Below are 13,182 nucleotides of genomic sequence, written 5' to 3' on the forward strand. Positions count from 1 at the left end.
GGAATTCTTCACGGAGGACGAAATCCGGCAGCTTCAACGGGCCGGAATTTCCGACCGCATCGGCGGAGGCTCTGCTGTACCGCATGCTCAACAAGATTGACGATGTGTGCGCCGAGCGGGACCAACTCAAGAAAGAGCAGCCGCCGGTCAAGGGCCGTGTCTTGGGTGGCCGGTCATGGTGACCGAGCGTCCCCAATACTACGACGACACGGACGACCATTCGCCGTGGATAAAGGCGTTGGCAGAGGTTCGGATCAGGGCGACCCGTGAGGTGCTATCAACATGTGCAAGCGATCATTGTTGCGATCGACCAATATGCTGAGGCGGCTCTCGGTAACCGCCACTTCTTTTTGAACAGGCCTCACAGCATCGGTGGCAGTAGGAAAGACCAAGTCCCGTAAGGCCGATGTGCAATCTCTATTCAGTCACCACCAACCAAGAGGCGATCCGCGCGCTATTTCGCGTAGTCAATCGCTATGTCGGCAACCTGCCACCTATGCCCGGCGTGTTTCCGGACTATCCGGCTCCGGTCATCCGAAACACTGACGCCGGAACCGAGATGGTGCTGATGCGCTGGGGCATGCCGCCGCCACCGCGCACAGGCGGGCCGCCGGTCACCAATATCCGCAACACGTCATCGCCGCACTGGCGCGGCTGGCTCAAGCCAGAGAACCGCTGCTTGGTCGCGGCGAACAGCTTTGCCGAGTACGCACCGGAGCCGAATCCGGCGACCGGCAAAAAGGACGTTGTCTGGTTTGCGCTCAACGATGACCGACCGCTGTTCGCGTTCGGAGGCATCTGGACCGAGTTCAAAGGCGACCGGGGCACCAAGTCGAAACCGATCCCCGGTCCACACCTCGTGTATGGGTTCCTGACGACCGAGCCGAACGCCGTGGTCGCACCGATCCATCCCAAGGCCATGCCGGTGGTCCTGACCACCGATGAAGAGCGCGACGTTTGGATGCGAGCGCCGTGGGATGAAGCTAAGGCCTTGCAGCGGCCATTGCCCGATGATGCGCTCAAGATTGTAATGCGCGGGGCGGATAAAGAAGATCGCGCGGCGGCATAGAGGGGTAGTCTTGACACTGGAAGAACTCGCAAGGATCGCGCCAATTGGGACTGTGATCATTGCGCTTAGCACGCTGGGTGTCGCAACGTGGTCTTTGTTAGCCCAGAAAGGGGTTGCCCGTCGGCGTGCATCGAGGATCGGCGGACAAGGGATCGATCCGTATGAGCAGTAGACGCAGCAATCGCCGCTCTTGGTCTTGAGGCGAGTGCCGCACGCTTTGCAATCGTAAAAGAACTGACAGGCGTCAGTCGCATGGTTTCGGCCGAAGCGTGATGACAGACCGGGCACGTAATAATCGAGTGGGTTTGCATATGAGTATCGTATTAAATCCAGGGCAAACTTGGCCACTTCGAAATTTCGATTGACGTACCCGGTTATTTCCATGAATCTGGATATATGGAAACAGAAGAAGCTGTCCTCGCCCTCGCGGCCCTGTCTCAGCCGACCCGTCTGGAAGCTTTCCGGACGCTGGTGAGACACGAGCCCGAAGGCCTCGCGGCCGGCGACCTCGCACGCCAGCTGGAAGTCCCGCCGAACACCCTTTCGGCGCATCTGTCGATCTTAACGCGCGCACGCCTGGTGACCTCGGAGCGGCACAGCCGCTCGATCGTCTATCGCGCCAACCTCGCCGAATTCCGGGACGTTGCGGTGTTCCTGCTTCGGGATTGCTGCGGCGGCCGGCCGGACGTTTGCGAGCCAGTCGTCGAAAGCCTGCAAGCCTGCTGCTCGCCGAAACGAAAGGAGCGAAGCCGTGCCTGACCATATCTACAATGTCCTGTTTCTGTGTACGGGCAATTCGGCCCGCTCGATCCTCGCCGAGTCGATCCTGCGGAAGGACGGCGCCGGCCGCTATCAGGCCCTCTCCGCCGGCAGTACTCCGAAAGGCGCAGTACACCCGCTGGCGCTGCGCACGCTCGAGAGCATGGACTACCCGGTTGACGGGATGCGCTCGAAGAGCTGGCTCGAGTTCGCGGCTCCCAATGCGCCGGTAATGGATTTCGTCTTCACCGTTTGTGACAATGCCGCCGGTGAGGCCTGCCCGATCTGGCCGGGACAGCCGATGACCGCGCACTGGGGTATCGAGGACCCTGCCGCCGCCGAAGGCACCGATCTGGAAAAACAGGCGGCGTTCGTCACTGCATTCCGCTACCTGAAGAATCGGATCGATACTTTTGTGAACCTCCCGCTGAGGAGTATCGATAAACTCTCGCTTGGTACCAAGCTGCGCGAGATTGGCCGCTCCGAGGGCGCAACACGTTCAACGCCGAAGGCCGGCTGATGGACACGTTCGACCTTTCGCGACGCCTGGCGGCCGAGGCGCTCGGCACGGGCATTCTGGTCGCCACCGTTGTCGGCTCCGGCATCATGGCGGAAACGCTGACCAGGGACGTCGCGCTTGCGCTGCTCTGCAATACCCTGCCGACCGGAGCCATTCTGGTCGTGCTGATCACCGTGCTCGGTCCGATCTCGGGTGCGCATTTCAATCCGGCGGTCACGCTGGTCTTCACCGGCAAGCGCGAGCTGCCGGTGAACGAGGCCGCGCTTTACGTGATCGCGCAGATCGCCGGCGGCATTGCGGGAACGATGGCTGCGCACCTGATGTTCGGACTGCCGCTGCTCGACTTTTCGACGAAGGTTCGGACCGGAGGACCACAATGGTTTGCCGAGGCAGTCGCTGCCTTCGGGCTGGTTGCGACGATCCTGGCCGGCATCCGCTTTCAAAGAACGGCCGTCCCCTGGCTGGTCGGCCTTTACATCACAGCGGCCTACTGGTTTACGGCGTCGACCTCGTTTGCCAATCCCGCCGTCGCAATCGCAAGGTCGCTGACGAACACCTTTGCAGGTATTCGCCCCGGTGACCTGCCCGGCTTCATCGTCGCGGAGCTCTGCGGAGCGCTGGCCGGCATGCTGTTGATGACTTGGCTGCTTGGACGTCCGCGGGCGCGCGGCCCCGTCCCAATCGCGGAGACACAAACATGACGGTCACGATCTACCACAATCCGGCTTGCGGAACCTCGCGCAACACGCTCGCCATGATCCGGCAGAGCGGCGTCGAGCCTGTTGTCATCGAATACCTCAAGACGCCGCCGACGCGCGAAACGCTCAAGCAACTGGTCGCGGCGATGGGAATCACGGTCCGCGAGCTGTTGCGCGAGAAGGGGACACCGTACAAGGAGCTCGGGCTCGAAGACCCCAAATGGACCGACGACGAGCTTCTCGACGCCATGATGGCGCATCCGATTCTGATCAACCGTCCGATTGTGGTGACGCCAAAGGGCACGCGTTTGTGCCGGCCTTCCGAGGCCGTCATCGATCTCCTGAGCAATCCCGTCGGGCGGTTCGTGAAGGAGGACGGCGAGGTGATCGAAGCTCGATAGACTCGCGTCGTCCGTGCATTGGTCTTTCAAACTAATGCACCCCGCACCGGCAGTTCTCGTAGTCGACGGGATCATGGCTGTTGAAGATCGTCACGCGGTCGCCGTGGCCGAGCTTCAGCGCGCGCAGCCGTTCCTGATTAGCGATCCGCGCCTTCCGGTCCATGTCGGCGCGGCGCTGGAAATAGCCGAGCACCAGCGGCATGCGCGGCGATGCCTCGATCTGGCCGTGATGAAAATAGCTGTCGCCGGCATGCAGCAGCCATCCGTCGTTTGAGCGCACCGCGATGCCGCAATGGCCGAGCGTGTGCCCGGCAAGCGGGATCATCAGGACGTCCGCCTCCTTGTCCCCGAGTGCGCGCACGCCCTTGAAGCCGAACCAGTCTTCGCCGGCCTCGTCGTAGAATTTCCAGCCCGGTCCGTGCTGCCATTGCTCCGTGACATAGCGGCCTTGGGGCGGTGCCGGCTTGCGCAGCACCGCCATGTCGTATTCGGCGCGATGCACATGGACAGCGGCATGGGGGAAGTCGGGCACACCGCCGGCGTGATCGCGGTCGAGATGCGTCAGCAGCACGTGGCGCACGTCGGCGGGCGAATAGCCGAGCGCCGTCACCTGCTGCACCGCCGTTTCGGATGGATCGAGCTTCGACGCGGTCTGCCTCAGCCAACGCCGTCCCAACCGGTCGGGCGCTGCGATATCGCCAAGGCCGATGCCGGTATCGACCAGCGCAAGCCCCTCACCGGTTTCGATCAACAGGCAGTGGCAGACCATGCGCGCGCGCTGGAACAGGCCGCCGGTGCCGTTCACCAGGCGACGCCCCATCGGGCACATCGTGCCGGTGTTGAGATGATGGATTTTCATGAAAGAACCCTCGCAGTTGTCGCGGGGCTTCTTGCCATCGGCCGATCCATAGGTAAAATATTGAATACTGATGTTATCTCTAGGACGTTCCTATGGATATCCGCGAGCTTCGCTACTTCGCCGCCGTCTACCGTGCGCGCAATCTCACCGCGGCTGCGCGCGCATGTTTCGTATCGCAACCCTCGATTTCCACCGCGATCACCAATCTGGAGGCCGAGCTCGGCACGACCCTGTTCATCCGGCACAAGAAGGGCGTCGCGCCCACCGCCTCGGCCGAGCAGTTTCACGCCCTCGCCCGCCGCATCATCGACGAGGCCGATGCCGCGCGCGGCATGTTCCGGAAGCCGAGCACGAAGACCACGCTGACGCTGGGCTTGATGCGTACGCTCGACGTTCCACGGACAATCGCGCTGCTGAAGCCGCTGACGGCGCGCGCGGACATCGCGCTTCGCCTCGTCGGCAGCGACGAGCGCGCCGATGCACGGATCATCTCGAAGAGCATGCTGCGCACCGATGAGCATTTCGTCGCACTCTGGAGCGAGCGCTATGTCGCCGCCCTGCCGCCGTCGCACCCCCTCACGCTAAAGGACAAGCTCCGCGCCGCCGATCTCGCCGACGTTCCCTTGATCGACCGCTGTCATTGCGAGAGAAGCGAATTCTTCGGACGCACCGCGCAACGCCGCCAGCCCGCGGCAATCGCGCAATCGGAAGACTGGGCCATGGCGCTGGTCGCCGCCGGCGTCGGCATCGCCATCGTTCCGGAAGGCGTGGCGAAGGGCAATCCGGACGTCACGGTTCGCGAGATCGAGGCCAAGGTCAGGCGCGAGGTCGGGCTTGCCTATCGCGCGTCGGCCCCGCTGGCGGACGCGCTGAGGGATTTTGTCGCACAACTGCAGAAGCAGCGGCGCAAGTCCAATGGGAACGAGCGCCGACGCTGAACGGCCCGAGCAGCTATCCCAGCAAGCCCTTCAAGCCGGCGTAGATCGAGCCGACGGCCGTCGCGGCGATGCCGGCCAGCGGGCCCACTGTCTGCATGAGATCCTGGATCAAACGCGCCCGGCGACGTAATTGCTCTTCGCCGACATGCTGTCCAAGCAAGCGCGCCATCCTGAAGGCAAACGCGTTCGGCTTGCCTCCCTGCGCAAGCACACGCGGCAGCACCTGGAAGATCAGGACGCCCAAAATGTTTCCGGAGACAAAGGCGAGCAGGATGCTCGATCCGTATTCAAACACTTCGCGCCATTCAACCCACACCGTCGGCAGAATCGGGACACGATCGTGGATCCCGGTGACCGTCAGCATCGCCAGGATGCTGACGCTCGCAGCCAGGAACGCCAGCAGGAACGCGCCGGTCGCCGAAACCCTGTGCAGGGGATAGGCGACGAACCCGAACAGCAGGGGCACGGCAATCGAGGCAATCCGCAGCGGGATCGGGGAGAGGTTGAAAGTGATGGTCACGAGGACATGCGCGAGCGTCAGCAGGATCGACGGAATGACGACATATAGAACCGCATGAGTTGCAAAATATCGCAGCGGGTTCCTGTATCGCTCCAGCCGGGCATTGGCCCGGTCAAGATCACGCCTCAGTCTATCCAGCTCGGCAACAATGCCGTCGATCTCGACCAGCGTCGGCCGCACGACCCTTAAATCGCGCGAACAGTGCTTGCACGCGATGGCTTCGTCCTTGATCGTCTCGGCGCAGAACGGACATTCCATCGTCAGTGCGACTTCCGGCGCAGCATGATGGCCTCGATCTCGCTTCTGGCCCGCTTCAGCTCGTCACGCAGCTCATCGCGCTTGCGCAGGAGATCGTCGCGCTCCGCGATCAGCGTCACGGGGACGGCGATGTCGCGCGCGCAGGACGCGCAGACCAGCGCACCATCCGCATTCACGGATTGGCAATACGGACACATCACTTGGGCGCGACCTTCAGGGTGAAGATGGCCGTGCCCGGCCGGCCGTCGCTATCTTTGATATCGACCCGAACCGTGTATTCGCCGGGCGGCAACTCCGCGTCCTGCATGTTGATGCCGTCGGACTGGACAAACGGCTTCACCCGCGGAGTGAGATCGACATTCGGCGTGCGAAGAAACAGCACCTTGACCGAGTCCGGATCAATCTTTGCCCCGCCATACGACTCGAACTTCAATACCAGCCGCATGGGCGAGCTGACGGAGTCACCCGGCGAGACAAACTCCACCTTTGGGCCGCGCATGATGCCGCGCCGGTCCGCCGCAACCGCGCCCTTTGGCGGCGGCAATTTGGCCTCCTCCTCCGTGATCAACGGCGTCGCCCGCGATGCGCCCGAAAACAGCAGACCTGCAGCAATAAACCCAAGCAGAATGTGACGCTTCATTATGAATTCACCCATTCCTCACCTGCCCTCACCTGCAATCAACGTACGCCGCCATCGCCGATGATGGTGTACGGCGCCCAGAACAGCGGATGCGCATAGGCAAACTCGGTCTTGCCTTCGCTGCCCAGGTAACCAGGGCCGTCGACAAGGGCCATCATCGCCTCGCGCAACGCTTGGCTCCGCGACAGCATCGGATCATCCGCCTGGCGCTTGAACAGGTCGGTCACCAATTGCCGCGCCGATTGCGAATGCACCGACCAGTTCGTGACCAGCAACGCGCGCGTTCCGGCGTAGAAGAACGCGCGGCCAAGCCCCGATGCCGCCTCGGCACCAGCACCAGCACCTGCACCGGTGTTGCAGGCCGACAGGATCACCCAATCGGCATCGAGCTTGAGACTCAGAATCTCCTCCATGGTCAGGAGGCCGTCGCCGCTCTCTCCGGTCACCGCCGGGGATGACAAGGCAAGCGCCGGCTGCGTCAATCCATTCAGTTCGCCGGGGACGAGACCGTGGGTGGCAAAGGCCAGGATCTTGAATCCGGAAAGATTCATGGTCTTGACGGCGCTCTCGGTCGCGCTCTTGCCGAGAAACAACACTTTCGAGGGATCCGCCTGCAGAGCCAGCGCGATCGACTTCAACTCATCCGCGGTGTCGGGAAGGCGGGGCAGCAGACCGAGCTCGGCACTGTCCACACCTTCCAGCTTCGGACTGTTGCGCCGCTTCAGCGGCCCGCCGCGCATCACGCTTGCGCTTGCGTCGGCGACCTGGACCTTGGCCTCAACGGCTTCCGCCTCGGCCTGCTGATCGCTGTTAAAGTAGGGATCGCCGAACGCCACGAGATCGCCGCGGCCGGGCTTGCCCGGCGGCAGTTGGCGCAGCGTGCGCAGGGCCGCCGCCGACGGGACCGTCGACACGGCATGGGTTCGCGCCAGCCATGGAACGTTGCGATAGCCGATGAACAGTGGATCCTCGTCCTCGGCCACCTCCGCCGGTGCCGTCGGCAGCAAGGACAGCGGCAACAGGCCGAGTGCGCCGTTGGTCACGACAATGAGGTTCTTGGCCGGCTTCCATCCGCTCTCGACCGGCCTCAGCAACAGCTCGTACAATTCGTAGCCGAGCTTGAGGTCGAACGGCGGAATATCGGAGATCATCGCGGCCTGCGGCTCCAGCGCCTCGCGCAGCTTGCGAATCTTGGTCTCGATGTCGCCGATCTTCGCCTTGACCGCGGCGAATGCCACCGGTCCCGACTTCGGCACGGCCCAGACGAAGCTGCCGCTCTGACCGAAATAGAAGGACAACATCGCCTCGTTGTCGCCGAGAGTCGCGCGGATCTCGGCGACGCTCGGCGGCTTCGGCGAGACGAGATCCGCGTAGGTTGGAAACTTGTGCTTGATCTCCTGGCGCGCCTTGTCGCGCTCTTGGCGCAGGGCCACGATCTGTGCCTGGATCTGCTGAACGCCCTTCTCGTCGCGTTCGGCGGAGGCCAGCGCGAGCACGTTGTTGAGCGTGCCGAGCTGGGCGTTGACCTGCTTGGTCAGGTCCTGCTCCTTGCGCACGAGCTCGGCCAGTGCCGGATCCTTGGCCGCCGCGCGGGCGCTGGAGGCCGCAAGCGCCTGCTGTACCGACCGGCCGCGGACGGCATCGGCCAGACCAAAGGTTTCTTCGCCGATCCCGCCGGCTCCGTCGGCACGCCCGAGCAGCAGCAGATAGCTTTCGACGATCGCCTGCAGGCGCTGGCTGCGCGCGGCCACCACGCTCGTATTCTCGTCATCCGCATTTTCGTTGGCGCTCGCCATCAGCACCGGGATGGCCGCCTTGAATTCACGGATCGCGTCGGCATCGCGCCGCGCCCGCATCAGACCGACCGCCAGCGTACCGCGTGCCGAAGCGGTATCGAAATGGTTCTCGCCGACGCGGCCAATCTGCTTCTTCACCAATTGCTCGGCTGCGGCGATGCCTGCGTCCAATTGCCCGGCGCCGTAGAGCGACATGATGCGGGACGGGTTCAGCTCGAATGCCTGGCGACGCTGCGGCTCCCACTTGGCGATCGCCTTGTCGATTCTCGCAAACATCTCGCCCGCTTCAGCGTTCTTGCGCTGAAGCGTCAGAATGCCGGCGAGCTGCGAGAACAATTGCACGGTCGCCTGCGATTCCTCGGGCACACCGACCGTCTTGTTGATCTCCAGCGCGACACGGCCGAGCTTCTCGGCTTCGTCGTAACGGCCTTGATCGACCAGGATGCTCGCCAGCCCTATCACAAAACGTGGCGTGACGGGATTGTACTTGCCGGTGTCCTTCAGGCGCGACAACAGCGCACGCCGCGCGTCGACCTCGGCTTCGGCGAGCCTTCCCTGCCTCGCCTTCATGCGGGCTTGATTCAACACGATGCCGTCGATGACTTGCAGCAGAAGTGTTTCCGCCGGCGGGTTGTCCGCCTCCAGGACGGCCTTAGTGCTCGACCGCTTGCGCAGCTCCGCGGTGCGATAGGCCGCCTCGGCTTCGGCAAACTGGCCGCGCGCCTCGAAGATCTGGGCACGAGAAATCTCCAGCTCACCTTCCCAGCTCTGGCCGAATTTGGCATAGGACGACCGCCAATTGGGATGACCGCTGGTGCGCGCTTCCTGAATCGCGGTCAGGCTGCGGCGCAGATACGCTTCGGCCTGCGCCACGTCACCCATCTGAATGAGAACGGACGCGATCCCACGGTTGGTATTGAACTGCAATCCCTTGGCGCCCGGCATGCTGGCCGATTCGCGCAGCAGCCTTTGCATGATCTCGAGCGAACGCTTCGGATCACCCGCAAGGGAGTGCTGCAGCGACTGGAGCTGCATCATCCGCCCGAGCATGTTCGCGCTGACGAGTCCGCGCCCCACCTCCACGGCCTTGTCCGCATCGGCGATGGATTCGGCGAGCCGGCCAAGCTGCGCGCGCGCATTGGCGCGATCGAAATAGAATTGCGCGAGGTCCTGGCGCGATTCCTTCCCCGTGGGCGCGTCGTCGGCGTCCGACCTCAGCTCTGCGAGCATCTTCTCGTCGGGCTTCTCGCCGTCGAGGACCGCCGTGATGTCGGCGATGCTGCGCGGCGGCGCGACGAAGCCCTTCGGCAAAGCAGCCGCCGGATCGAGCTTGGGCGCCACTTCCTTCGGAAGCTCCACTGCAACGTTGGCCCGGCCATTGGCAGCGTTGAGGGCCGCCATCACGCAGGCCCTGACCTGAGGGGTAGCCTTGGCGCGGCAGGCTTCGAGATTGGCCCCTCCGGCTGGACCGCCGCCGGCGCGCATGCATGCCTGCACGATCGGCTTGCCGACCGTCATCCGGCAGTTCTCGAGCGCCGCCTCCTTGGTCAGGGCGGCGGCAGCTGAACCGGTCGTTCCGAGCAGAATGGCAAGTGCCAGCAGCTTCCGCGGCAGGGTGAATTCCAGATGGGTTTCAAACGGATTTGTGGCGTCTAAGCTCATCTTGAAAACCTTTTGGGCAAAATGACTTGATGCAACAAAATAATCCTATCCCTATAGCTTGGGAGAACAAGTGCCAATCAGTGCGGTATCCCAATATGCTCGAGAGAGTTAGCGGCTGCGGCAGGTACCGGTTGCCAACGCTCATGCGCTGGGTCGACGCACACTGCGCTGGTTTCAGGATTGGTCGCGGGGCTGAGGCATGGGTCATGCGTGCGCGCTGGAGGGCCGGAATGGACGACCGACGTCTGGGGTGGCGCCGATGCCATCTATCGCAGGCGGGGCGGCAATAGCAGACGGGCGCGATCAGCCGCGAACGCTGACCGCGCGGCCGTAGACCGGTTGCGCCGCGACCGGCGGGTTGGCGGTCTGGGCGGCGAGTTCGCCGATCAGGCGATCGGCGTCGGCGGCCATGCCGTCGGGCGCCTGGATCACCAGACGCTCCAGGGCCCAGCGATAGGACGCGACGCGCTGCTCCAGGCACTGCTGCACCCACTGCACGATCAGCGAGTTCTCCTGCATGCGCTCGATGGCGTCCGCCTTCTCCCTCGGCGAGAGTTCGGAGACCCGCGCCATGCTGGCATTGCGCTTCTTGTCGAGATCGATGACGCGGATCGCTGAGCCGAAGAACGGCTCGAAGCGGGTGATGTCGTTGCGCACGTCCTCGATCAGCTGCGCATAGCGCGAAGAATGCGAGCGATGCGGCTCGTCGATCAACGTGCGTCCGTACATGGTGCGATCGAACACCACCTTCTGGCGCCAGGGCGACGGCAAGGCCTTGTAGTCGCCGAACACGCTTTTCCAGGCCGGCCGCGATAGCGGCGGCTCGATCAGGGGATAGGCGAGGTCGCGAAGCTGGCGCTCCTCGTCGGTGAGCTGGAATTGCGACGGCTTCAGGCCGACGCTGGCGGTGACCTCGGCCCCCAGCCAACGATGCATGTCGTCGCTGCGCATGTCGGCGCGGGTGCGACCGAAATCGCCGCCACTACAGGCAGCCAACATCGCGCCTGACAGCGCGAGCAGGATGGCCGACAAGAAAGGCCGAATCTGGCGAATGGGTTCCGGCACTGCAATAGCCGGATGTTAGCGGCGGCGACGACGGCGCCCCGGCGCTGTGCCCGCTTCCGGCCCATGGTCGCCGCTGGTTTCGTTCACCTCGCGCTCGATACGGATCGCGGGAAGGATCAGGATCGTTCCCATTCCGGGGCGCGGAGCGACGTCCCCCGACGAGCCCACCCAGCGACCGGCCGGAAATTCAATGATGGTCCCCATGTCAGCTCTCTTCAATTGCCGCGCGACCAAGCGCGCTTCTGCAACATGGGCTCATTAAGATCAGTTCATGGTTAACGGGGTGTAAACATGCGCACTCGGACCGTAACCGCACGGGCGCGCCCTGAAGTCCCGTTGCGGCACGACAACGGCCCAAATGATGCGCCTCGTTTCACGTCTCGTTTTCCTTAACGAGGCTTTAAACGAAGCTGCGATAGGCTGCGGCAACAGTCTCTTTCAAGTTGCGTACGCCTCCATGACCAAGTCGCCGTTTCCCGGATTCGACGGGCTGATGACCCTCTCCCGTCGGGAGGGCGTCGACATCCGTCCGACCCTGCTGCGGGTGCTGACCGACCTCTATGTACATGCGAGCAGCCACAGCGAGGACGAGCAACGCCAGTTCGTCGAGCTTGCCACCCGGCTGATCGACCAGGTCGACGACGCGACGCGCGCCGCCGTCAAGGCACGGCTTGCGATCTACCCATCCGCCCCCGCCCCGATCATGCAGAAGCTGGGGCTGACGGCTGCGCAGGAGGGCCGCAGGATTCCGCTGGCGCGGGAGATTCCCGCAACGCCTGCACCCGCTCCCGCCCCGCTCCGCGCACCCACAGACGCCGAGCGGCGCATGGCCTCGAACATGGCGATGCAGCCGAAGGACGCGGCCGAGATCCATGACCTGTTCTTCCGCGCCGGCCCATCCGAGCGCGCCCAGATCCTGCAAAATCTGGAGCAGACGCCGCTGAAGGCAGCGCCGCGGATTCCGACGGTGCGCGCCAGGCGCGCAATCCAGATCCTGGAGATGGCGGCTATCGCGGGCGACGTCGAGAATTTCACCCTCGAACTCGGCGACAGCCTGATCCTGCCCTCGCGTGTTGCAACGGAGATCGTCGACGATTCCGGCGGCGAAGCGCTCGCGGTCGCCGCCCGCGCGCTCGACATGCCGAGCCCCAACTTCCAGCGCATCCTGTTGTTCTTCAAGCCGGAGATCGGCACGTCCGTGAACAGCGTGTACCGCCTGTCGCGGCTCTATGATCGCCTCAGCGACCGCTCCGCGCTGGTCATGCTCGCCGCCTGGCGCGGTTCGACGTTGGCCGTGACGCGCGCGAAATACCAGCCGTCGCTGCATGACAGCGAACGCCAGCGCGCGCGTGCAAGCGTGCACCAGCCGCGGCCGGGCGTGCAGCCCGGCTCCGCGCCTGCGGTGCGGACGGGCACGGACGGATCGTCGGATCGCTAGAAGACTTGGATTGATTTCATCGCCGAGAACGCGGTGCGCTCCCTCTCCCGCTTGCGGGAGAGGGTTGGGGAGAGGGTGTCGCCACAGGCGATGCTCCCGATGCGGAGAGAGCCCCCACCCGGCGCTTCGCGCCGACCTCCCCCGCAAGCGGGAGAGGTTTAGGGAGCCCGCGGCCTCATCGAAGCAAACAATGACGATCGCGCCCGTATCAGGTCTTCGCCAGCTCGAGAAAATGCCGTCCCGCGCGGTCTTCGGTTTCGACGATCCAGGCATCCGGATCGAAGCGGACTTCCTTGGTCAGCCGCTCTTCGACGGCAGGCTCCGGAAGCGGCTGCGGCGCGGCCGGCACGAAGAAACGATCGACCGGCCGGCCGTCGTCATAGGCGGTCTGCGGCGCCGGCACGTACAGCATCGCATGGCCGTCGAGCAGCGAGACCTTGACGAATACCGCGCCCGCTTCCTCGGCGCCGCGACGGCGCACCGCGCCGAACACGCCCTCGTTCTGGCACCGGCGCAAGTAAGCCGAGACCCATATGTTTGATTTCAATCGCATGAATCG

General features: G+C 64.0%; 15 protein-coding genes and 1 pseudogene. 7 read left to right on the top strand and 9 right to left on the bottom strand.

What is annotated here, in order from left to right; genetic code table 11:
• Positions 1-406: 406 nt before the first annotated feature.
• Positions 407-1,069, top strand: coding sequence for an SOS response-associated peptidase (locus tag FXV83_RS13095; RefSeq protein WP_148739590.1), 663 nt, complete (start codon positions 407-409; stop codon positions 1,067-1,069).
• Positions 1,070-1,192: 123 nt separating this feature from the next.
• On the opposite strand, the pseudogene FXV83_RS44020 reads toward FXV83_RS13095, so the two are convergent.
• Positions 1,193-1,380: pseudogene (locus FXV83_RS44020) on the bottom strand (GDCCVxC domain-containing (seleno)protein); the annotation flags it as partial.
• A gap of 85 nt (positions 1,381-1,465) precedes the next feature.
• On the opposite strand from FXV83_RS44020, the gene FXV83_RS13100 reads away from it, so the two are divergent.
• From FXV83_RS13100 to arsC, 4 genes are read left to right on the top strand one after another with little or no spacing between them, the layout of a single operon-like run.
• Positions 1,466-1,828, top strand: coding sequence for an ArsR/SmtB family transcription factor (locus tag FXV83_RS13100; RefSeq protein ID WP_148739591.1), 363 nt, complete (start codon positions 1,466-1,468; stop codon positions 1,826-1,828).
• The gene (locus FXV83_RS13105; protein ID WP_148739592.1) at positions 1,821-2,348 is read left to right on the top strand and encodes an arsenate reductase ArsC; all 528 of its coding nucleotides are present in this window, start codon (positions 1,821-1,823) and stop codon (positions 2,346-2,348) included. Before FXV83_RS13100 ends, FXV83_RS13105 begins: the two co-directional genes overlap by 8 nt.
• Positions 2,348-3,049 (top strand): aquaporin, encoded by a 702-nt coding sequence (locus tag FXV83_RS13110; RefSeq protein WP_148739593.1) that lies wholly within the window; start codon positions 2,348-2,350, stop codon positions 3,047-3,049. Before FXV83_RS13105 ends, FXV83_RS13110 begins: the two co-directional genes overlap by 1 nt.
• Positions 3,046-3,447, top strand: coding sequence for an arsenate reductase (glutaredoxin) (gene arsC / locus FXV83_RS13115; RefSeq protein WP_148739594.1), 402 nt, complete (start codon positions 3,046-3,048; stop codon positions 3,445-3,447). Before FXV83_RS13110 ends, arsC begins: the two co-directional genes overlap by 4 nt.
• A gap of 31 nt (positions 3,448-3,478) precedes the next feature.
• Here arsC and FXV83_RS13120 read toward each other — a convergent pair whose 3' ends face one another.
• Positions 3,479-4,306, bottom strand: a complete 828-nt coding sequence (locus FXV83_RS13120) for an MBL fold metallo-hydrolase (RefSeq protein WP_148739595.1) — start codon at positions 4,304-4,306, stop codon at positions 3,479-3,481.
• A gap of 92 nt (positions 4,307-4,398) precedes the next feature.
• On the opposite strand from FXV83_RS13120, the gene FXV83_RS13125 reads away from it, so the two are divergent.
• A complete protein-coding gene (locus tag FXV83_RS13125) occupies positions 4,399-5,244 on the top strand; it encodes a LysR family transcriptional regulator (protein ID WP_148739596.1) in 846 nt (281 codons plus the stop codon).
• Between the two features lie 13 nt (positions 5,245-5,257).
• Here FXV83_RS13125 and FXV83_RS13130 read toward each other — a convergent pair whose 3' ends face one another.
• From FXV83_RS13130 to FXV83_RS13155, 6 genes are all read right to left on the bottom strand, one after another.
• Positions 5,258-6,022, bottom strand: a complete 765-nt coding sequence (locus FXV83_RS13130; protein WP_148739597.1) for a hypothetical protein — start codon at positions 6,020-6,022, stop codon at positions 5,258-5,260.
• A gap of 2 nt (positions 6,023-6,024) precedes the next feature.
• A complete protein-coding gene (locus FXV83_RS13135; protein WP_235939536.1) occupies positions 6,025-6,198 on the bottom strand; it encodes a hypothetical protein in 174 nt (57 codons plus the stop codon).
• A 20-nt stretch (positions 6,199-6,218) separates the two neighbouring features.
• Entirely contained in the window at positions 6,219-6,590 is a 372-nt protein-coding gene (locus FXV83_RS13140) for a hypothetical protein (RefSeq protein WP_235939538.1), read from the bottom strand.
• Between the two features lie 110 nt (positions 6,591-6,700).
• Positions 6,701-10,120, bottom strand: a complete 3,420-nt coding sequence (locus FXV83_RS13145) for a CHAT domain-containing tetratricopeptide repeat protein (protein ID WP_148739600.1) — start codon at positions 10,118-10,120, stop codon at positions 6,701-6,703.
• 303 nt (positions 10,121-10,423) lie between these two features.
• Entirely contained in the window at positions 10,424-11,185 is a 762-nt protein-coding gene (locus FXV83_RS13150; RefSeq protein ID WP_148739601.1) for a hypothetical protein, read from the bottom strand.
• Positions 11,186-11,200: 15 nt separating this feature from the next.
• On the bottom strand, positions 11,201-11,389 hold the full coding sequence (locus tag FXV83_RS13155; protein ID WP_148739602.1) for a hypothetical protein: 189 nt from the start codon (positions 11,387-11,389) through the stop codon (positions 11,201-11,203).
• Positions 11,390-11,642: 253 nt separating this feature from the next.
• Here FXV83_RS13155 and FXV83_RS13160 point away from each other — a divergent pair, with 253 nt between their 5' ends.
• Entirely contained in the window at positions 11,643-12,623 is a 981-nt protein-coding gene (locus FXV83_RS13160) for a DUF2336 domain-containing protein (protein ID WP_148739603.1), read from the top strand.
• A 208-nt stretch (positions 12,624-12,831) separates the two neighbouring features.
• Here FXV83_RS13160 and FXV83_RS13165 read toward each other — a convergent pair whose 3' ends face one another.
• On the bottom strand, positions 12,832-13,176 hold the full coding sequence (locus tag FXV83_RS13165) for a DUF1491 family protein (RefSeq protein WP_148739604.1): 345 nt from the start codon (positions 13,174-13,176) through the stop codon (positions 12,832-12,834).
• Positions 13,177-13,182 lie beyond the last annotated feature (6 nt).

Origin of the sequence: Bradyrhizobium hipponense, from assembly GCF_008123965.1 — a bacterium.
GTDB classification, from domain to species: domain Bacteria; phylum Pseudomonadota; class Alphaproteobacteria; order Rhizobiales; family Xanthobacteraceae; genus Bradyrhizobium; species Bradyrhizobium hipponense.

Bases quoted from the DNA above. Each gene is read 5' to 3' on its own strand.
- FXV83_RS13145 (WP_148739600.1), bottom strand. From the start codon at position 10,120: ATGAGCTTAGACGCCACAAATCCGTTTGAAACCCATCTGGAATTCACC.
- FXV83_RS13165 (WP_148739604.1), bottom strand. From the start codon at position 13,176: ATGCGATTGAAATCAAACATATGGGTCTCGGCTTACTTGCGCCGGTGC.
- FXV83_RS13155 (WP_148739602.1), bottom strand. From the start codon at position 11,389: ATGGGGACCATCATTGAATTTCCGGCCGGTCGCTGGGTGGGCTCGTCG.
- FXV83_RS13160 (WP_148739603.1), top strand. From the start codon at position 11,643: ATGACCAAGTCGCCGTTTCCCGGATTCGACGGGCTGATGACCCTCTCC.
- arsC (WP_148739594.1), top strand. From the start codon at position 3,046: ATGACGGTCACGATCTACCACAATCCGGCTTGCGGAACCTCGCGCAAC.
- FXV83_RS13130 (WP_148739597.1), bottom strand. From the start codon at position 6,022: ATGGAATGTCCGTTCTGCGCCGAGACGATCAAGGACGAAGCCATCGCG.
- FXV83_RS13095 (WP_148739590.1), top strand. From the start codon at position 407: ATGTGCAATCTCTATTCAGTCACCACCAACCAAGAGGCGATCCGCGCG.
- FXV83_RS13125 (WP_148739596.1), top strand. From the start codon at position 4,399: ATGGATATCCGCGAGCTTCGCTACTTCGCCGCCGTCTACCGTGCGCGC.
- FXV83_RS13120 (WP_148739595.1), bottom strand. From the start codon at position 4,306: ATGAAAATCCATCATCTCAACACCGGCACGATGTGCCCGATGGGGCGT.
- FXV83_RS13110 (WP_148739593.1), top strand. From the start codon at position 2,348: ATGGACACGTTCGACCTTTCGCGACGCCTGGCGGCCGAGGCGCTCGGC.
- FXV83_RS13100 (WP_148739591.1), top strand. From the start codon at position 1,466: ATGGAAACAGAAGAAGCTGTCCTCGCCCTCGCGGCCCTGTCTCAGCCG.